This window comes from Mycobacterium sp. 1245852.3 (assembly GCF_001669335.1).
GTDB lineage: Bacteria > Actinomycetota > Actinomycetes > Mycobacteriales > Mycobacteriaceae > Mycobacterium > Mycobacterium europaeum_A.
Genome location: NZ_LZLL01000501.1, coordinates 1 through 19,284 on the forward strand (window position 1 = coordinate 1; position 19,284 = coordinate 19,284).

The window sequence follows — 19,284 nt, forward strand, 5'->3', positions numbered from 1 at the left end:
AGACCGTCAATCGCTACCTCGCGCTGGTCGCCACGGGCACCGCCGACGACATCTGGCGCTCTACGCCGACGACGCCACCATCGAGGACCCGATCGGCTCCGACATCCGCCGCGGGCATGATGCCATCCGCGCCTTCTACACGGGGTTTCAGGACGCGAAGAAGGACACCGAACTCGCCGAAATACGGATCGGCGGCAGCGAGGCCGCCTTCTTCTGGCATCTGACGCTCGACGCCGGTGACAGCCGCACCCGGATCTCGCCCATTTCGACGATGTCGTTCGATGGGGACGCCAAGATCACGTCGATGCGCGCGTTCTGGTCACCGGCAGACGTTCGGGTCCTGTAGCCCGCCAATCCTGTTGGCAGCCCGCTCAACTCGGGATACGGCCCAGGATGCCCTGCACGAGGGCGGCGGCGTCGTCGGCGTAGAGCGCCACGATGTCGTCGGCGGTGCCCGTGGCGACCAGCGCGAGGTAGCGATTGACGGTCTCGGTGATGGCTTCTGGCGACGGCATAACTTCGGACGCTACTCCTCGCCGTCGCCGCGGTATGAGTTGCGGTATTCCCGGCAATACTGGCGGGCGTGACTTTCATCGAATGCCTCGCGAGCCGGGAGATCTACCGCAACCCGTGGATGGTGCTGCGCGAGGACGACATCCGGCGCCCGGACGGCAGCGAGGGCATCTACAGCGTCGTCGACAAGCCGGCCTATGCGCTCGTGCTGCCTTACGACGGGTATCGCTTCCGGCTGGTCGAGCAGTTTCGCTATCCCCTCGGCGAGCGGTGTTGGGAATTCCCCCAAGGCACCGCTCCCGAACTGGCCGACGCCGAACCGGCCGAGCTCGCCGAGCGCGAGCTGCGGGAGGAAACCGGCCTGCGCGCAACGTCGTTCGAGGCACTCGGCCAGCTCGACGTCGCACCGGGAATGACCAGTCAGCGGGGCTGGGTGTTTCTGGCCACCGGCATCGCCGAGGGAGAAGTCGAGCGCGAACATGAGGAGCAGGACATGCGCAGCGCGTGGTTCTCGCGCGACGAGGTCGAGCGGATGATCCGCGAAGGAGTCATCGCCGACGCGCAGTCGGTGGCCGCCTACGGGCTGTTCTTGTTGCGAGCGCGGTGAATCCGCGCGACAGCACCGCGATCGTGTCCGCGCCGAGATCGCGCCGCGTCCTCGAATGCCCACCATTGACGCAATGCGGCCGGCGTCTCGGGTAGGTGCGGTGCTCACAGCCATCACCACGTTGGTCGTCGGCGCATCCGGCATGTCTGCGAACGCGATGTCGCCCTCGTGGAACGGCAAATACTCGTTGGTGAGGTACGCGGCCAGTAAATCCGGCACCAGCGTCGCGGCGAAACAAGCCGAGCCGACCTTCAGCGCCGACTACGTCTTTACCACCGCGTGCTCGTCGGGCAGGTGCGTGGCCACCGCTACCAACGGCCCCGCACCGAAGAACCCGACGTTGCCCCAGCCTTCGCACTACGCGTGGGACGGCGCCAAATGGGTCGAGCGCTTTGACTTCCAATGGGATTGCTATATGGGCGAGGGTGTCCCGAAGGTGTGGGCACCGGCGCGGTCGTGGGCCTTCTACGCACCGCAGGCCGACGGATCGCTGCGTGGCACGTGGCACACCGACATCAGCGGCGGGCCCTGCGGTGGGTCCGTCGAAATGCCGGTGGCGGCGTTCGCCGCCGGACCGGCATGACGGAGACGCCGTCGCGACGATGCCTCAGGGATTGATCAGGGGCAGTAGTTCGATTCCGCGGCGCTCACGATGGCCGTGGCGTCCCCGTAGTTGAAGGAACTGTTCAACCCGGAATGAACGTCGGTGGCCAGCTCGTCCGGGGTCTTGCCCGCGGCGCGATCCGAGCAGATGGCGTGGCCCAGCGAGATCAGCGTGCCTTCGCCGCCCGGCTGCCACACCACGCCGATCTTCTTCAGTTGACCCAGGTATCCGTCATCGTCGGCGGCGGCGACCCCGCTACCTACCGTTAACGCGGCAGCAACGACCGCCGGAATACATAACATGCGCAACCCGCAAACAGCCTTCACGCTCGGCTCCTTCTCCTCAGTGAGGGTGATAACGGCCTCATTATGCGGCGTGCGGTGCGGAGTTGCGCGACGAACAGCAAAAGCTGGCAAACCGGCACTGAGCAACTGTGTCCTGCGTCAGCAATCAAGGGTGACTTCCGTGGCAACGGGCCAATCCCGCTGCCGGGTAACGATTGAGCGGATCAGTCCGTCGGGCCCGAGGTCATGGAGGCGATGTAATAGGTTTCGTGCCCGGTCGGGTAGCCGCCGCCGCCGGTCGCGATATGGACGTGGTCATAGTGGTCGGCGGTCTCCGATCCCAGGTCGGCCATCCAGTTGCCGCCGCCGACGCCCGGGTAGATCTTCTGCCGCCAGATCACGTGGTTGATGCCCCATCGTTTCGCGTTCGCCAGGGCGTAGCCGGCGATCTGGTTGCCGAGCTCGATGCCTTCGGGGGAGTGGTAGTTCGGGATCATCACGTCGATGGCCAGCCCGTTGGGATGCCACGGCAACGGGTCCTCGCGGTATCCGTAGATGGTCTTGATCTGGGGGAAGAGGACGGTGATGACGCGGGCGGCCCAGATGGTCTTGACCTGCAACCGTTCTTCGGATCCCACGCTGTGCGGCAGGGCGAGCTGGAATTGCTGGCCGGCGGACGGGGCGGGCGGTGCCAGAGCCGTCAGCGATTCGATCTCGGCCGGACTGGCTGGGCGCGGCCCCCTGGCGGGCGGCGCCGGGGCCGGCGCACTGGTGGTGGGGCTCGGCGCCGCCACGGGCGTCTCGACGCAGCAACGCGTCTTGGTTCCCTGCGCGTGGATCATGGCCGCGGAGACGACGAGCGACGCCGCGACCGCCAGCCAGCGCCCCCGACCCTTGGCGAACACCTTCACGCCCACGACCAGCAGCTTAATGTCGTCTGTGACTCATGGGGCGCGTTTTCACATTGCTTGTTCAGCGCGGGCGAGCGCACCAGAATGACACCATGCCCGGGCGATCATTCGATGACGCGAATGCTTTTCACCGAACGATGCGCCGCTTGGCGTCCACGACGGTGGGTGTGGCGCTTCTTCGCCCGACGGCGCACCACCTCGATCGCCTGGTCGCCAAGGCCACCGGTGGCCGGAGGAGCTTCGCCGAGGTCGCGACCGGCATCCCGGCGGTCATGCTCACCACCACGGGCGCCAAATCCGGTGAGTCGCGCACCGTCGCCGTGTACGGGATCCCGCACCCGGACGGCCTGGCCCTCATTGCGTCCAACTTCGGCGGTACCAGGCATCCGGCCTGGTATCACAATCTGAAGGCCCATCCGCAGGCGACGGTCGCGGTCGGCGGCGACACCTGGCAGGCCACCGCGCGCCTGGCCACGCCACGCGAGCGCGACGAGATCTGGGTCAAGGGCCTCGAGCTGTATCCGGGCTGGCGGAAGTACGAAGTGCGGTCCGGAAATCGGCAGATCGAGGCGTTCGTGCTGACGCGAAGCTGACTGACTCGCACCGTTTCAGCTGGTAGAAAGGGTGCCCCCGGCAGGATTCGAAAATGCCGTATCCCTGGTTGCTCGCATCAGCAACTAGCTGGCAAAATGACGTCTAAGCTGCTGATAAACCGAGAATACGGTGTGAGCATAGATGCGCGCAAGTAGGCACAGATCAGCACGCTAACAACAGACAGATAACAGAGCGAGGCAACCATGGCGGGCACGAAAGGGCGGCGGTCGTGGGGCTGGATCAGAAAATCAGGCCGTACCACCTGGCACGCCTCTTACAAAGGCCCCGACGTCTTGCGCCACCACGCGCCCAAGACCTTCAGCGCCAAGATGGACGCCGAGCACTGGCTCGCCAACGAACGTCGACTCATCGAATTCGGCGTCTGGACGCCGCCGGCCCAGCGTGAAGCCGAAAAGCTTGCCGGATCCATCACCGTGGCCGAGTACGCCGCCACCTGGATCGAGCAGCGCCCGCTGAAGCCGCGGACCAAAATTGGCTACGAGGCGCTTCTCGACAGCCGGATTAAGGGTTCCATCTTGGAGCAGGTGCCTCTGAAAAACCTCACCCCTGATGCCGTCCGGTCGTGGCACGCAGGCATGAGTAACGAGAAGCCGACGGCGCGCGCGCACGCCTACCAACTGCTGCACGCCGTGTGCGCCACCGCCGTCATCGACGGGCTACTGCCCTCCAACCCGTGCAACATCCCGAAGGTGATGACGCCGGCCACGAAAAAGCAGCCTGTCATCCTCACGCCCCCTGAGATTGCCGCCCTGGCCGACGCCATCCCGTTGCCTCGCTTCCGTGCCCTGGTCCTCATCGCGGCGTGGTGTGGTCTGCGGTGGGGAGAGGTATCGGAGCTGCGTCGCAAGGACATCAGCGATGACCACAGCGTGATCACGGTGACCCGGGCCGTCACGCACCGTGACGGCTGCCGGATCGACACCACCAAAAGCGGCAAGGGGCGCGCGGTAGTGGTGCCCCCGCATATCCGCGGTGATCTTGCCGCCCACCTCGAGCAACACGTAGGCGACGGTGCCGAGGCGCTATTGTTCGTGCCTGTCCGCGGCGGATGCCACTTGAACGACAAGGCTTTCCGTGACAGCTATTTCATCCCTGCGCTGACCAAGATCGGCCGTGACGGACAGAAAAAGCCGCGACCGACAATTCACGATCTACGGCACTTCGCGGGGACCACTACGGCTCGAGTTGGCAATCTGGTTGAGACGATGGGCCGGCTGGGTCACTCGACCGTGAAAGCCTCGCTGCTGTATCAACAAATCGTGTCCGGGCGTGACGCTGAAGTGGCCGCGGCGTTGTCGAAACTCGCTGAACACCAAGAAAAGTAGCGCCATGCGACACTTATTGGTTGCGAACCCTGGACCCGCTGACCTTTCGTGCGGCGCGACGTGCGCCAATGGTTGTAGGGTGCCCAAACCTTCTAGAAACACCATGCGACACAGTGTGTCCATGCTGGCCGTCGCCGGTCGCAGCGACCTGCGGAAACGGTTCGACAACTTCTCGCGCTAGACGTTGCGTCAACCGTCATATGGTCAAATTTGAAGCATGACACAGCAATTGGTAACCGTTGCGGAGGCGGCAGAGATCCTCCGCGTGCATCCCTGCACTGTCAGGCGCTATCTCGCTAGCGGCGTCATCAGAGGCGGCCGGCGCGTCGGCCCACGCAACATTCGCATCCCCAAAGAGGAGGTCCTCGCGCTGTACCTGGGCGCATCGCTCGGCGGCGCAGCATGACCGCAGCGGATCTCGACTGGCGCGACTTCAGCACGTTCGGCGACGAACGCGTCGCACCCGCCGAACCCGACCCCGACAACCGGGTCGTATTCCACCCGCAGGTCGGGGACACCGTGAAACCGATGTGGCCGCTGGGCGAGGCAATGTGGGTGGCCGTCGAATCCGTAGACGAACGCGGGCAGCTAAGCGGAACCTTGGCCAACGCGCCGATCGCAATCCCGCTGAACTACGGCGATCGGATCTGGTTCCACACCAGCGACATCGTGCAACAGACGTCTGCACCGGCTGCGGGAGCCGCCTAACGCCTTTGCCTGCAGGCTAATTCACCCACAGCTCCGCGAGGCTACCACCACCATGCCATTGACGGGTCGCGGATCCACCACCCAGGAGCTGACACCGATGACAACCCCCGTATGCGAAGACGGCCGCCCCCAGCCTAGGGCGGCCGCCAACGACACCGATGCGTCTATGGTACACGGCGAAGACCGTTACGCGGCAACCGATAAGTGGCGACGCGATCACGAGCGCAGAGCGGCTCGAGCAGCCGTGGATGACCACTTCTACCAAATGATGCCCCGGGGCGTTCGTGAACGCGCACAACAGATCCGGGCCGCTGCACAAGCAGGTGCCGCATGAGCACGAACGACGAAGACACCAAAACCTGGACAGCTGCCCAACACAACGACTGGCTGTATGCGGTGTTCCGTGACCCAAAGTTGCCGCACCGAGCTTGCGTGCTTGGCGCCGCAACAGCTTTCCAGTTGGGGCGCAAAGGCTACTTTCGCGCGTCGCTGCCGGAGCTGGCAGACGCCGCCGGCATCGGCGAGCGGATAACCCGGCGGGCGATAGCCGAACTGCGGGACACCGGATACTGGCGCGTCACAATGCGGCCCGGGCGGATGAGTTACCAGATAGACCTGCTCCCGCAGGTGCCAGGAGCGTCACTCGAGCCCCTGGAATGGCACGAAACCCTCGCCGAGAACCGGAGATACGCAACCAAGGACCGAGCAGCGGCAGATGGCTACGAGGAGAAGGCAGCTATCCTGCGGGAGCTGTGGCGAGACCCGCACACATCACTGCATGCGAAACGCGTTGGGGCTGCGGCTATCTACAGGCTCGCAGGGCACCGCAGCGCATTCCACGCGCAAACCGACGAACTCTACGCAGTCTCGGGCACGACCAGGAAGGTCGCACGCCCGGCGATCGCGGAGCTGGCCGCCCGACACTACTGGAACGTCGAGCCCATCGCGGACAGCATTGCCAGCGAAAAATACACCCTTCTCTCACCGCCGGAGCGGCGCAGTATCTGGCGGAAAGCCGAACAGAACTACCAAGCCGCTGTCCAGAGGTGGCTTTTGGCCGAGGAATGCCACATTAGGAAATGGTCGGAAGGCTTGCAGAGTTTTTGGGCCGAATTGCTCCAAAGGGAACGGCAGCCGTATATCGACTGGTTCGCAGCGGAGCAGGCTTATATAGCACAGTGCAACGAATGGCTGACGGCGGAGTTTGACTATCAGCACAAATTCCAAACAGCGGTCTTCGACCTGCTGACGTTCGCCGGCGTCAATGAAGCAGAAGCATGGAAGGCTGCAAAACAAAAATGCACGGAGCACCAGAATGGGCTATTTCCCATCGAACTTGTTGGCGAACTTGTTTCGGTCATGGAGGGCATTAAGCGCGCCAGGCTGGAGGAGGCGCAGCCGTGGGGCGGCCCGGGCGGACACCACAGCGTGCAGCGCCTGGAACCAACCGCCGCTGAAGTGTCGGCCGCGAACGACGCTTGGACGGCGGATGCCGCCGCCGTTCAATGGGAGGCGGGAAACCGGGAAACCACAGGTGAGCAATCCGCCGCCGAACGCGATGGGGACACCATGGCCGAAATGGGCCAGGGTGCGGCCGAAATAGGCCAGGGTGCGGCCGAAATAGGCCAGGGTGCGGCCGAAATAGGCCAGGGTGCGGCCCAAATAGGCCACGAAAATCTCACTGACCAGCGAAAACGGTTTCTAAGTCATGAAGGACATAAAGTCCTGAATGACGAAGACGCTGCGCCCTACCGGACGCGCCTTGACGGCGCGCCGTCCGGGCTTGCTTGGACAGATGAACCGCAACCCCAACCAGCCAAGGTTAGGCACCCGCGGCGAGCCGTGGATGGCTGTTCGCTGTGCAACGCCCGCGGCCTGTTCCTCGACGGCTCCCAAGACGACGACGGAACCGAGCTGCTATACGAAATGAGCACAGAGGACGGCCTGTATTCGCGAAACATCGAATGCCAACATTCCCTGGAAGCCAACCTTGCGGAAATTCGACGCATCGAACTCGGCGGTAAATGGGAAGCTACAAAATCCTGCTGGCACCTCATCGATGATTACTTCGGGCACATCTTCGAGGAAGACGTATACGATCCTGTCACTGGTCGGATTATTCTTGCCGATGAGGATGAATATGCCTACAATTAATAGACACAGCGGCGGGGCCGCTATCATCCGAAATCCAAACGCTCTGACGGGAGAAACGCTATGGATTACTACTCGCCTACGGAATGGTTGGAATTCACGCGCATCGACAAATGCTGGGCGCTGGGCGACGGCTGGTGGGCTGTCGCGCTGGTCGACCAGCTCGGACGGGGATCGCTGCGCATGGTTGACGACGCCGAGCTGGAATATCTGCGGTCGGGCCGGCGTGGGATGCGTGAGTTCCCGCAGGTTTCGCAAATCGACCGCGAAGGACCGTTGCGGCTCGGTCTGCAGGTCCGTGTCGACAGGGTTACCGCGAAACGCTGACCGCTTTCCGTGCCGCAGTGGGACGCATCCACCCGGCGTGGTGCCCGCGCGTGATGCGGGTAGCGGTTGGGCAATCCAGACCAGGCGCAGGGGCATCCGGTGAATGCCAATCAGCTTGGGCAACTGATGTCCGCATGGGTGGAGTCTGTGCCAACGATGCCCGACGCCGCCTGCCGCGGCACCACATGGCTTGCGGACCTCGACGTGCGCGCCAGCCGTGAATCGATCGATGCGGCTGTCGAAATGTGCCTTGGCTGCCCGGCGATGGTGGCCTGCGCGGAATGGGTGGATGGGCTGCCCGCGGATCAGAAGCCGGCCGGCGTCACGGCTGCCCGTTTGTTCGACCCGACCGCGTACCAGACGGCCCGGGCGGTGCTGGTGGGTGAGTTGAAACCCGAACCCTCGAAGGAGGCGGCAAAGCCGCGCGCCCCGCGGCGGCCGGCGCGGCAACTACTCGCGGTCGCGGAAGCGGCGGGTGGCGACGGCGTGACGGTCAGGGAAGCGGCTGTGGCGCTGCATAGCTCGGACGTGACATCTCGACAGGTGGAGATTGCCCGTCAGGGCCTCGAGCGTCTGGTTCGCCGCGGCGCACTGGTGCGAGTGGACCGCGACGGTCGGACTCGGTATGCGGCAGCGCAACTCGAGGTCGCGTCGTGAGTGGGCGGCGGGCGCGGCGACGACCGGGTGGCGCACACAACGGGGCGAAGACCCACTGTGTGCGTGGGCACGATCTGACGCGGGCGCGCCTGTACATCGACCGCAGTGGTTATGCACATCGCATCTGCGTCGCCTGTCGGCGGGACTACTACCGTGCCGGGCCGAGATCCGCTGAGCCGGTTCCCTTGGGTTACGACACCGGGGATGGCATCAAAGTTAACCAGCGGGCGGCACAGCCCCGGGAATGCATGGAGGACAACGCATGAGCGAACATCAATACGACTATTCGACGGCGGACGTCATAAAGAATGTTTACGCCCGGGTTGCTGAGATCCAGCCCGCCTTGGTCGCTGACGGTGTGCCGAACCTTGCGTGGGCCGCTGAGAAAACTACTGCGCTGCTTGCTGACCTCGCCGCACACCTGAACACGATCGGCAGCGATGTCGGACGCTACGACGACGGCCGGGCTGTCGTCTCGATCGTGCCATTGGACGACGACGGGCACTTCTTGGCCCATGTGTGGGATCCGCGACCCGATCATCCGACCAATTCTCCTCACGTCGTTTCCGCCGGTATCCCGTTCGCGGGCATGCTAGTTGATCTGGTGGTGAGCGGCAGGGGTGTTATCGATGTGGTGCGGCGCCCCGCCGCCGACGTTTCCTAGTTTCGCGCATTTCGCTCGCTGCGCCGCCTTGCGTTATACTGAAAGAAGCGAGTTTGATTTTCGCTTTTTCGCCGCAACGGCATCACCCGTCCGCAACGGACAAACGCAAAACGAAAGCTTTGTGCCGTGCCGTTGCTACGCATCTCAGAAGTCGCAGACGAACTCCGGGTCTCGCCCCGCATCGTCCAGAAGTGGATCCACGACGGACAACTTCCCGCCCGCCGCTTCGGATCTCGAGTTGTGCGCGTAGACCGCTCCGACCTGGATGCGTTCGGCCGCGCCGCGGTCGACGTCGCATGACCGCCGTGGCATTCGCGCCCCAACCAAGTCGGCCCGCCACGTGCGCCGGCTGCAGGGTGCATGGCAAATTCTGCCCGAAACGCGTTGGCGACCAACCTGTTAGGGGCCAGCGATGAGCGACGGCGTCAAGCTAGCAAGCGGGTTCATCGAGCTCACTGTCAAATCCGCTGGTTCGGCCATGAAGGACATTACGGCTGAGATCACTGGTGTCGGCAAGACAGCGGAGAAGGTCGGCAAACAGGCCGGGCAGGCCCTCAATGACGGAATCACCAAGGGCGCTAAGGATGCTGGAAAAGCGGTGTCCGATGAGATCACCAAGAGCGCGGAGAAGGCCGGTGCGGACGCCGGCAAGAAGGCGGGCGACGCCCTCAACAAAGAGATCAGCAAGGGCGCCAAGGACGCTTCAAAGACGATAGACGATGAGCTGACAAAGTCGACCAAACGGACTGGCGATTCCATCGTCAAGGACTTGGGCGGATCGATCCTCGATGCGGCCCGCCAGGGCGCCAGGGATGCCGGAACCACGCTTGAGGCCGAGTTCGAGAAAGCCGCTGCGAAAGCCGGCCGCGCTATCGGCAACGCCATCGGCGACTCGCCGCTGGGCGGATGGGTGCGCAGCCTGGGCGTCGACGGCGATGAGGTCATCGCCGTCATGGAGGGCATCGGTAAATCCATAACCGGGATTAAGAGCCAGGACATCGGTGGGACGCTGACGGGGATCGCCGACGCACTCAACGGAATTGGGCAAAGCGACGCCGCCAACGTCTTCCAGACGATTGGCACCGTGGCCGGGAACGCGCAGCAGTCGTTCAAGGACATCAAGGGTGACATCGAGGACACTGCAACAGGGCTGGGACTGTTGGCCACCAATTCCCCGAAAGCCGCGAAAGGTCTTGAGGCGATAGGCGCCGCGGCCGGGCCGATCGGTCTTACGGTGACTGCGGCCAAGGAGCTGGACGACGCACTAACGCAGCTCGGTGTTGCAAAATACGCCGAAGTTCCGGGTTCGGCGTTGTGGTTCATGCATCAACTAGGCAACGGTTTCCAAGGCGTCAAAGACCTTTGGAACAATGCGACTCCGTTTGCAGGGCCCGATCCACAAAAAGGCGTGCAGTCTCCCATCACCCCCCACTGGAATGACCAGGCGCCGGGCACAACGGCCATCCCACTGCCCGGCTCGACGCCTGCGGTGGAACCCGGCTACACGGCGGTTCCGGGGTCGTCTAACCCGTTTGACGCCCTCAATCCCGCTAGTGGAGCGAAGGCCGCGCCGAGCGGCTACGCCGGCGACGCCGCGCTGCTGGCACACGTCCCATCAGGGCAGTACTTGCAGACGCAGGCCGCCGACCTCACCAAGGGAGTGGCCGACTGTTCTAGCGCCGTCGAAGACCTGATCAACATGCTGGACGGGGTTTCGACTGCGGGCCGACAAATGGCTACCGGGAACGCCCCGCAGTGGCTGGCCTCGCATGGTTTCGTGCCAACGAACAAACCAGTGCCGGGCGCATTTAACGTTGGCTTCAACGACCACCACATGCAGGCCACGTTGCCGGGTGGTACGCCGTTCAACTGGGGCAGTGATAGCGCGGCCGCTAACCGTGGGGTGGGCGGCACCGGCGCGTTTGATCCGTCATTCACGCAGCATTACTACCGTCCCGTTGGTTTCGATGATGGCGGTGTGCTGCCGCCGGGCATGCAGATCATCAACAACGCCAGCGGCCAGCCGGAAATCGTTCTGACGCAGGACCAAGCCAAGAACGCCATGCAGGGCATGCCGGGCATGGGTGCCGGGCCGAGCGACACTCCGCTGGCGTCTGGGCAATCCCCGGGGGACAACGGCGCGGCAGCCCTAACGGACCTGCTCGGTGGACAATCCGCCGCGCCGGGCGGAAAAGACCTACGCACCCAAGGGTATATCCCCGCGGGCGCGGGCGGTAGCGGCCAGGCTGGCACGTCGCTGTGGTCTGGCGCCATGCAGATGGGCGCCCAGGCGATCAACGGTTTGATCGACCAGGCCGCCTCAGCGGCGGCCACGGCGATCTCCGCTGCGGCCACGGCAGGCAGTTTCGGCGCCGGCGGGCAGGCGGCCGGGCCGGCGTCGTCGTTCCTGATCGGTATCGGCGCCAACATGGCGAAACGTGGTGTGCAGTACGGCTTCCAATTGGCGGGCATCGGCGGTGACGCGCTCGCGGAAATCTTGATGCCATTTGGAGTTCCGAGGTTCTTTCAGCAGGACCCCTCCCAGTTCATGCCGCAACTTCCGAATATGGCCGCTGCGGTCACCACCGGGGAGAAGGCGCAAGGGCAGCAAGAAGGTCTGCAAACGCCGTCGCCGTCTGGCCCTGTGCAGCCCGGGCAGATGCCCGGCCAGCAGGTGGTCGGCGCACCAGCCCCGATCGCCCAGCCTGGCACGGGGAACTTCACGCCAGCGCCAGCGGCCGCGCCAGCGCTGTCTGGTGCGCAGCCGCAGGGTGCGTCGCCGACGCTAGCCCCTACCGCCCCGATGGGGCCGCAGGCACCGAAGTCTGGTCCTATGGCGCAGCCGAATCAGCCTCCCGCTGCGCCGATCCCGCAAAAGCCGCCCGGCCCGCTCGATTTCGTGCCGCTCGACGTGGGATCTTTCGACACCGGCGGCTGGCTGATGCCGAACGCGATCGCCATCAACCAGACTAACCGGCCCGAACCGATCCTGAACCCACAGCAATTCGATGACCTACACGCTATTGCCAGCCAAGGCATGCCCGAACTGGATCCAAAGGCGGCCAACGGATATGCACCGGACTACCGGGTTCAGATCGAGAATGTCACTGTCAGCGACGTGGAAGCCATGCGGCGTGAGATCGACAGCCGGCAACGCCTGCAGATGATGCGCCATGCGGGGCGGCCATGACACTAAAACACCACGGGGCGTACGGGGCGATCTGTTTCGATGATGGCCAGGCTGAGTGGCCGAAACGTCGGTGGAGCTACGAGCGCTGGCTATGGCCTGAGCTATACAATCTGCCCGAGCTTTTCGGCATTGTCACCGTCGTGACGGGTTGGAGTTCCCCGGCCTACGATCCGGCATCTGGCCCGCCGCCCGACACACAGTCACTGATGGGTCACTATCTGCCCTTCCGTGGAGGCGCCAAGTTCAATAACACGGGACAGGCGCTGAGTCTCTCAGTTTTCGCCGGGCCGCTGCCCACCGATAGGGACGGCCAAGGGTCTCTCCGCCCCGCCTGGTCGGGCAGTGCGGTCGCACGCCCTAATTGCTATAACTCCTTTCATCTTTCGGTCTGGTCCGGCGTCAGTGCGGTAGGTCCTCTCTGTGTCGCCAAGGGCGACGATACGAATAATGATGTGTCGGTGTCGGTCCCGCCTGGCGAGGAACTTCCAGGGGCTGTGTGGGGCATGGTCACAACCTTTCGGCCGGACAGGTTGCGGCCAGGCTGGTCGACCTATGGCATTGATCCGACTAATGAGGTCATCGACAGCTCAGAGAGTGGCATAAACCGGATTCGCCACGACACGTTAAGCCTGGGAGTCGAATCTGATCGTCGCGACCCCTATTTCACCGATTGTGACTTCGATTTCGTCTCCGGATACACACAAAACGTCAAGGGCACAACGGAAATCAGCGCGACGCTCCATGAAGTCATGCCCTGGGCAGCCATCGGGCTGGCCCTTTACTAAAGAGAACATCCGGAAGGCCATGAAAGGGGAATTTTGATGTTTGATCGGATAACCGCCACGCACATCGCCGCGAACATTGAAGGCGGGTCACGACTGGCCGAAATGCGTGTCTGGGTGGGGTTGCAGTCTCAATACGATGCGCTCGTGCCGCCAGATCCAAACACAATCTATTTAGTAACCGCATGAGCCTGAAAGTGTGGTCGAGGGAACTGGCAGCGCAGACCGGCGTTAACAGGGTGTACGTAGGTCCCACTCCGGTGCAGAGGATTTACGTTGGAAGCACGAAAGTTTGGTCGAAGATCGACTTTCACAGCATCGGCGCCGGAGCGGGCGCGAATACTCGCGTGCTTAGCTGGACTGAAGATGTCGCGGCCGGGGACGGGGTGGTCGTGTTCGGGGTGATCTATACCCAGGCCGCGATTGGCCCTGCTGCGTCTGTGGACGGCGGGGCAATGTCGATTCTGCAAAGTCCGGTTCAGTGCTACACGGACGGAACCAACCGCCTTTACTTGTATGCGCTGGGAATTACCAACCCGCACAACGGGAACGGTCTGACCGTCGCCACCGCCCTAACGGGTGGCGCAGCTGTCTTCTATCACCATGCCAATTCGATAGCGGTTTCAAATGTGAGTTCTTTCGGGACTCCGGTCACTGCTACTGGCTCGGCGGGTGCAGCTTCGGTTTCAATCGATGAGCCGTCAAGCGGGCGGATTGTCGCGGCCATGGCACAGAATCAGATTGGCGCTAGCACTTTCACATCATTGACGGGCGGATGGACTAGCCGCTACAACCCGGCGCCAAGCTCTGTGTTCGCGAACGCCCGATCCCTGCTGATCGGTGATTCACCGCCCGGCGATGTCACCCTCGGCGCTACCGCAACAGCCCCTTGGGGCGCCATCGCCATTCCGGTCTTCTAGCAAGGCAATCGAAATACGAGAAACGAAAACCATCACGAGACCACGGAACCTACGCGGTGATCGCGAGCGAAACCCAAAGACTCACAACTAAATACCCTTCAACCATTCACAACCAGAGAGAGTCTCACCATGACAACAAACGACTACTACGCCCGCCTCGAGGCGGACCGCGCCGTTACACGCTCCGGAAGCGTCTCGTGGCGCACACCGCAGCCAGAACCCCAAAGCGGTTACAGCATCCGCGATTTGCCGAGCCAGGAATTCACGCTTCGGCCGCCCAACATGGCGGCGGTCACCCACGCCCCCGACTCCACCTCCTACCAGCGGGCCACAAACGCGCTGGAAAACCTCGCCCGCAGCTACGAGCGGTACCGCGACGACATCAGCCCCGCGGCCGATCCCGCCGGCGGTAAGTACAGCCCCGAGGTGATTCGTGAACACGTCGACGCCATACGGAACACCGCTGCCTACAAGGATGCGGTGCGACAGGTAGAAGCGGTCAACGCCGCAGCTGACCGCGCTTCGCAGGAGGTCGACTACCAGCGTGCGGCGCTGGTGCAACCACTCGACGCGGCTGGGGAGCAACGGAATTCACGCGCGTTGGATCGTGCGAAACGGCAGCTCGACAACGCGCAAGAAGGCGACTATCTATCGGTGGTCGACGAGATCCTTTCTACCGCGAAGCAGGAGCAGGTAGGGATGTTGGTCGAAGAACTGCCATCGCTGCTCAAGTCAAAGGGTGTCGACCCGTCATTCCTCGACGAACGCTTCGCAGCAGTAGCGCCCGCGTACGGTGATGCGAAGCGGGTGCGTGACATTGCGCAGCAGGCGGCCACCGTCGCCAACTACAACCTCCGCATGCTCGACGAGACTGTGGATCGGACGCAGATCAGCGCTGACCGCTTCGGTTACTACGCGATCCCCCTGGCTGGCGCTGACCCTAAGTCGCGCGCCGACTATGAAAGCGGGCTCTGATGAGCACAGCCGACGATCGGCCGCTGCCCGAGTTACGTATCCCGCAGCCCATGAGCAAGCGGCTCGATGGGCGCCTTAGCCCGTGGTGGCCGACGCACTACGGCAAGCGGCAGCGCGGCTACCGCCCATCGGGGAGAGCCAGCTAATGCACCACTGTCAGCAAACTAGAGACCCTATGTATTATCCGGCTGCCTATGCAGATCAAGTGAATAGTTATGCATAACGTAGTCAGCGATCGCGCATTTGCGCATAGGGCGTGCTCAACCGAGCTCAGTGTTTACGCAGGTCAGAAGGGGTACAGGGGAGCCCATGACCCGGGCAAAAGGTTCACCGGCCGGGCGCACGAACGCATCTGTGTACGCTTCCCCGCATATTCATGCATGGTTCGATGCATAAATCTCGCCCGCCCTCGCGAAGCGCCACAGCAAATATTCGCCGCTAGCAAATATCGGAGAGAATCGTGCCGGCAAAACTAAAAGACCCATCCATCCGCGCTCGCCGCAATAAAGCTAGCACCAGGGCAATCCTCAACCCAGACCACGACATCGCGGCGCCGCCGCTGCCCGACGGCATTGAATGGCACCAGCTCACCCGAAAATGGTGGTCTGACCTGTGGAAATCCCCGATGGCGCCCGAATACATGACCGTTGACATCAACGGCCTGTACCGAGTGGCGGTCCTCACCAATGACTTCTGGACCGCCACCACCCCGAAAGAGCGTGCATTGGCGCAGGTCAGGCTCGAAAAAGCGGACAGCGAGTTCGGCACCAATCCGCTGGCTCGCCGCCGGTTGGAGTGGCAGATCGAGGCCACGGAGGACTCGAAACGCCGGGGCCGCCTGCGACGCGCCGCCGAAAAGGTTGATGCAACGCCGGCGCCGAAGGACGATCCACGGTTACGCCTGGTCAGGGGCGCAAAGTGAACTGGGAGGACGGGACCGCTCAGGTGGTCAAGGTGGCCGGTTCCGATGTGTACGTACGTTGTCCGCACTGCGGCGGTGAGCATCGTCATGAGCGGCGTGCGATGGGCAGCCGGGCGGTGTTAGCGGGGTGTCATCGCGGCCCTAGTCGTTGCCGCACGTACGAGATTCCGCGGGACCGGAAGTGCCCGTGGTGAGCCGCTTGTGGCGCCTGCGGTGGCGGTCTGTGCGGCGGCGAGTTGGCGACCTCGAGCGGCGCGTCGCGGCTTTGGAAGCGGGCCAGCCGCGGATTGTTGCCCACCCGGCCAAAGCCCCCCACGTTGCCGCCAAGCGCCCTAAAAGATCCGTGGCGATCAAGTGTCGGCGGCTCTGGTTACCGTTGTGTCATGCTTTCGGGCATGGCGGTTACCTCGATGCTTGACCGTGAGGTCTATGTGTATGCCGAGGTCGATCGGCTGATCGGCCTGCACGGCGGGACTGCTCGGCGCTGGATTAACGGCTACGAGCGATCCGGCAAGGTTTACGACCCCATTTTGCGCGTCAAACCCCGTGATACGGCGTGGGTTACGTGGGGAGAGTTCGTTGAGACACGGATGCTCGCCGAATTCCGCGACATCAAGAATGTTCCGATCCCGCGCTTGCGTGCTGCGATAGATGAGCTGCGCCGCGTCTATGGCACGCAGTATCCGTTGGCCCATATGCGGCCCTATCTGTCCTCGTACGACCGGGAGCTGACGATAAAAGACGGTTCAGAGCTGGAAATCGTCGTCCGCACCGGCCAGCAGTTGATCGGGGATAGCCGGTGGATAGCCAAGCAGTCTGCCTTGGAAAATGACGAGGACGGCGAAGCGATCATCGCTGAACTGCCGGCGGACCCGGACTTTCCTGACATCGTGATCAATCCGATGAGATACAGCGGACAGCCGACGTTCTCCGGTCGCCGAGTGTCTCCGGTGACGATTGCCGGCATGGCGAACAGCGGTGAGCCGCACGAGGTTCTAGCCGCAGAATACGGGCTTAGCCTCAAGCAGGTGGATCAAGCAATCGCCTACACGGAGAGGTATCGGCTGGCGGCGGCGTAAAGGACGCCGGCGATGGTGGCGCTCGATGATGTGAGGTATGTCGTCGACGAGAATCTGCTTAGCCTCGGCAACGGCATGGTTGCACTGCGGAGAGATACCGCGCGATTCAGCCGCGCCCCTGTCGACGTATTGTTACCGCTGGGAATTCCTGACCCGCAATGGATTCCGATCGTCGGCGATCGCGGTTGGATCATCATCACCAACGACAGGCGGCTGCGCACCAGGCCCGGCGAGGCTGAGCTTGCAATCCAGCACAAGCTCAAGGTGATTCACTTACATGGCGATATTGGCAGCAGGCCGGCATGGGCGCAGATGGTGCGGCTGGCTAGCCGTTGGGAGAGTATCGAACGCCATGTGGAGCAGTCACCGGACGGGCCGTGGTGGCTGTCAGTGCGCCGGAACGGTGTCGAGGCGATGCGGTTCGCGCCGGGTAACCCGGGGCGCGCGTAGGCCAAGGCCGAAGCCGGCTAACTGGCCCGAGCAGGGCTTTGGCCAGTGCAGGCGACCGCTGGACGTGAAGCGTAGATCGCATCAAATCTGCTTTGGCTAGCTACGAAGTCGCGGAGGCCGGGCGAGATATAACTCAGGATCCGCAAAGCATCGGAATGGCGAAAGTCCAAGCGGGTCCACCAAATTGGTTCATGATGCGCGATGCGGTTACGCAGCGAATAGAGCATCGAGACTATCGCGTTGAGGTCGCTGAGGTCGTTCGCGCGTGCAGCCTTGGGGGCGTGCGGGAAGGCACTGCGAATCGCAGATCCGATCGCGCTTTCGCGGTCCTTCGAGAAAAGGAAACGCCAGAACCCAAAGCTGAGTTCGGCAATCACGTGGTCAGAAGTGACTGTGTACCTGCGTTTTGCGGACGTATCCGCCCGTTTGAGCGCCTCCTCGATGTCCTCTGAGGCTTTGCCGCCCAGTTCCTTCGACACATCGGGATGCCACAGCCAGTCATCGTCTTGCCGTCCTAACCGTTCGTGGCGGGCAGTCAGGGCTGAGTCAACTGCATGTCGTATTGCGACCTCGACATGCGAAAGCACCTCCCATAGCGCTGCGCCGGCGGCGCAGTTCCACAGGTAGAGGTCCATCGCCTGTTGCTTGTCGCCGTGCGTAGCCGCCAAATACGGGTTCATCCGTGGTGGCGCTAGGTGGTCGAACAAGGTCACGGCTGTTTGGTCACCAGAGACCGGGTCGTTGGCGGCGGCAGCCGGAGAACCCCCAGCTCCGATGGTCGTTGACATGGGTAAACACTCTAGGTAGCCTTACGTCTCGAAGGCCCCGGAATCGACGAGCTTGCTCGTCCCGGGGTTTATTAATTTCCGGGGCCTCCGCTTCGGGGCGTTAGTGGCCGCCGCCTCGCTCGGCGGCGATCTGGATGGCGATGTCACGCCAGCCGTCCGCCTGTTCCCGCAGTTTGGTGATCTGCCGCTGTGCGGCGACGAGGAGTATCACGCATACCGCGCAGGCGATGAGCGCGATGACTGCGAGTTGGACGGCTGGGGTCATGCTGTTCTCCCATGTGGCAATCAGGGGGTTGTTGCGCCGATGGTGGCACGCCGTGGCCGGGTCCGGGGTGCTTATCGGCAGACACGGCAAAAATCGTTGCGGGAGGCTTGAAAAGGGAAACGACCCGCCGTTGTCGGCGGGTCGTCCCTGGCGCGGTTGGTCGGTGCGGCTGCGGTTAAAGGCAGCGGTGAGGACGGCCTATCGCGCGCTTCACCATGGCGATAGCGCGGCATGGTGCACTATCAGCCAGCCCAGGACAGCGCCAGTTAGCGCGACGACCAGGAACATGGACAGCACCGCTACCGCGGTGATCCACGCCTCGCCCCAGCCGACACCAGATCGACACGGCCCCCGGAGCTGCCGTCAACCTGCCTACCGACCATCTCAACGCCTGGTCACAATCCGTGGACGGCCCCCCAATCTGGGCAGTCGATCAGCCTTCATCGGAACCGGATGGTGCCAGGCCGGACGGTGTCGGCTGGGGCGAGGCGTGGATCACCGCGGTAGCGGTGCTGTCCATGTTCCTGGTCGTCGCGCTAACTGGCTC

General features: G+C 63.3%; 22 protein-coding genes and 2 pseudogenes. 19 read left to right on the forward strand and 5 right to left on the reverse strand.

Annotation, left to right across the window (positions count from 1 at the left end; all coding sequences use genetic code 11):
* Positions 1–346, forward strand: a pseudogene (locus A9W96_RS22275) (nuclear transport factor 2 family protein); the annotation flags it as partial.
* A 67-nt stretch (positions 347–413) separates the two neighbouring features.
* On the opposite strand, the pseudogene A9W96_RS30710 reads toward A9W96_RS22275, so the two are convergent.
* Positions 414–515, reverse strand: a pseudogene (locus A9W96_RS30710) (steroid delta-isomerase); the annotation flags it as partial.
* A gap of 68 nt (positions 516–583) precedes the next feature.
* Here A9W96_RS30710 and A9W96_RS22280 point away from each other — a divergent pair.
* On the forward strand, positions 584–1,120 hold the full coding sequence (locus A9W96_RS22280) for an NUDIX domain-containing protein (protein ID WP_067143117.1): 537 nt from the start codon (positions 584–586) through the stop codon (positions 1,118–1,120).
* 142 nt (positions 1,121–1,262) lie between these two features.
* Positions 1,263–1,703, forward strand: a complete 441-nt coding sequence (locus tag A9W96_RS22285; protein WP_197499605.1) for a hypothetical protein — start codon at positions 1,263–1,265, stop codon at positions 1,701–1,703.
* A gap of 35 nt (positions 1,704–1,738) precedes the next feature.
* Here A9W96_RS22285 and A9W96_RS22290 read toward each other — a convergent pair whose 3' ends face one another.
* Together A9W96_RS22290 and A9W96_RS22295 are read right to left on the reverse strand one after the other, a co-directional pair.
* Positions 1,739–2,026, reverse strand: a complete 288-nt coding sequence (locus A9W96_RS22290; RefSeq protein WP_066873600.1) for a DUF732 domain-containing protein — start codon at positions 2,024–2,026, stop codon at positions 1,739–1,741.
* Positions 2,027–2,232: 206 nt separating this feature from the next.
* Positions 2,233–2,925 (reverse strand): glycoside hydrolase, encoded by a 693-nt coding sequence (locus A9W96_RS22295; RefSeq protein ID WP_066876619.1) that lies wholly within the window; start codon positions 2,923–2,925, stop codon positions 2,233–2,235.
* 86 nt (positions 2,926–3,011) lie between these two features.
* On the opposite strand from A9W96_RS22295, the gene A9W96_RS22300 reads away from it, so the two are divergent.
* The 16 genes from A9W96_RS22300 (at position 3,012) to A9W96_RS22370 (ending at position 17,684) form a co-directional block, all read left to right on the forward strand.
* Positions 3,012–3,512, forward strand: a complete 501-nt coding sequence (locus A9W96_RS22300; protein ID WP_067143120.1) for a nitroreductase family deazaflavin-dependent oxidoreductase — start codon at positions 3,012–3,014, stop codon at positions 3,510–3,512.
* Between the two features lie 204 nt (positions 3,513–3,716).
* The gene (locus A9W96_RS22305; protein WP_067143123.1) at positions 3,717–4,859 is read left to right on the forward strand and encodes a site-specific integrase; all 1,143 of its coding nucleotides are present in this window, start codon (positions 3,717–3,719) and stop codon (positions 4,857–4,859) included.
* A gap of 217 nt (positions 4,860–5,076) precedes the next feature.
* Positions 5,077–5,265, forward strand: coding sequence for a helix-turn-helix domain-containing protein (locus A9W96_RS22310; protein ID WP_067143126.1), 189 nt, complete (start codon positions 5,077–5,079; stop codon positions 5,263–5,265).
* Positions 5,262–5,567, forward strand: a complete 306-nt coding sequence (locus A9W96_RS22315; protein WP_067143129.1) for a hypothetical protein — start codon at positions 5,262–5,264, stop codon at positions 5,565–5,567. Before A9W96_RS22310 ends, A9W96_RS22315 begins: the two co-directional genes overlap by 4 nt.
* 330 nt (positions 5,568–5,897) lie before the next feature.
* Positions 5,898–7,721, forward strand: coding sequence for a hypothetical protein (locus tag A9W96_RS22320; protein ID WP_156765366.1), 1,824 nt, complete (start codon positions 5,898–5,900; stop codon positions 7,719–7,721).
* A 60-nt stretch (positions 7,722–7,781) separates the two neighbouring features.
* The gene (locus tag A9W96_RS22325) at positions 7,782–8,045 is read left to right on the forward strand and encodes a hypothetical protein (protein ID WP_067143135.1); all 264 of its coding nucleotides are present in this window, start codon (positions 7,782–7,784) and stop codon (positions 8,043–8,045) included.
* Positions 8,046–8,111: 66 nt separating this feature from the next.
* A complete protein-coding gene (locus tag A9W96_RS22330; protein WP_156765367.1) occupies positions 8,112–8,702 on the forward strand; it encodes a hypothetical protein in 591 nt (196 codons plus the stop codon).
* 262 nt (positions 8,703–8,964) lie between these two features.
* Positions 8,965–9,366 (forward strand): hypothetical protein, encoded by a 402-nt coding sequence (locus tag A9W96_RS22335; protein ID WP_067143141.1) that lies wholly within the window; start codon positions 8,965–8,967, stop codon positions 9,364–9,366.
* 126 nt (positions 9,367–9,492) lie between these two features.
* Positions 9,493–9,666, forward strand: a complete 174-nt coding sequence (locus tag A9W96_RS33425; RefSeq protein WP_197499604.1) for a helix-turn-helix domain-containing protein — start codon at positions 9,493–9,495, stop codon at positions 9,664–9,666.
* A gap of 112 nt (positions 9,667–9,778) precedes the next feature.
* Complete coding sequence (locus tag A9W96_RS22345) at positions 9,779–12,556, forward strand: hypothetical protein (RefSeq protein ID WP_067143144.1); 2,778 nt, start codon at positions 9,779–9,781, stop codon at positions 12,554–12,556.
* On the forward strand, positions 12,553–13,341 hold the full coding sequence (locus A9W96_RS31670; protein ID WP_156765368.1) for a hypothetical protein: 789 nt from the start codon (positions 12,553–12,555) through the stop codon (positions 13,339–13,341). Before A9W96_RS22345 ends, A9W96_RS31670 begins: the two co-directional genes overlap by 4 nt.
* Before the next feature lie 182 nt (positions 13,342–13,523).
* Positions 13,524–14,258, forward strand: coding sequence for a hypothetical protein (locus tag A9W96_RS31675; RefSeq protein WP_156765369.1), 735 nt, complete (start codon positions 13,524–13,526; stop codon positions 14,256–14,258).
* A 129-nt stretch (positions 14,259–14,387) separates the two neighbouring features.
* On the forward strand, positions 14,388–15,233 hold the full coding sequence (locus A9W96_RS22355; RefSeq protein WP_067143150.1) for a hypothetical protein: 846 nt from the start codon (positions 14,388–14,390) through the stop codon (positions 15,231–15,233).
* Between the two features lie 460 nt (positions 15,234–15,693).
* Positions 15,694–16,155, forward strand: a complete 462-nt coding sequence (locus A9W96_RS32825) for a hypothetical protein (protein ID WP_067143153.1) — start codon at positions 15,694–15,696, stop codon at positions 16,153–16,155.
* Positions 16,156–16,538: 383 nt separating this feature from the next.
* A complete protein-coding gene (locus A9W96_RS22365) occupies positions 16,539–17,234 on the forward strand; it encodes a DUF433 domain-containing protein (RefSeq protein WP_067143156.1) in 696 nt (231 codons plus the stop codon).
* Positions 17,235–17,246: 12 nt separating this feature from the next.
* On the forward strand, positions 17,247–17,684 hold the full coding sequence (locus tag A9W96_RS22370; protein WP_067143159.1) for a hypothetical protein: 438 nt from the start codon (positions 17,247–17,249) through the stop codon (positions 17,682–17,684).
* Positions 17,685–17,701: 17 nt separating this feature from the next.
* Here A9W96_RS22370 and A9W96_RS22375 read toward each other — a convergent pair whose 3' ends face one another.
* Both A9W96_RS22375 and A9W96_RS31680 read right to left on the reverse strand, forming a co-directional pair.
* Positions 17,702–18,472, reverse strand: coding sequence for an Abi family protein (locus A9W96_RS22375; protein WP_082972540.1), 771 nt, complete (start codon positions 18,470–18,472; stop codon positions 17,702–17,704).
* Between the two features lie 100 nt (positions 18,473–18,572).
* A complete protein-coding gene (locus A9W96_RS31680; protein ID WP_156765370.1) occupies positions 18,573–18,737 on the reverse strand; it encodes a hypothetical protein in 165 nt (54 codons plus the stop codon).
* Positions 18,738–19,284 lie beyond the last annotated feature (547 nt).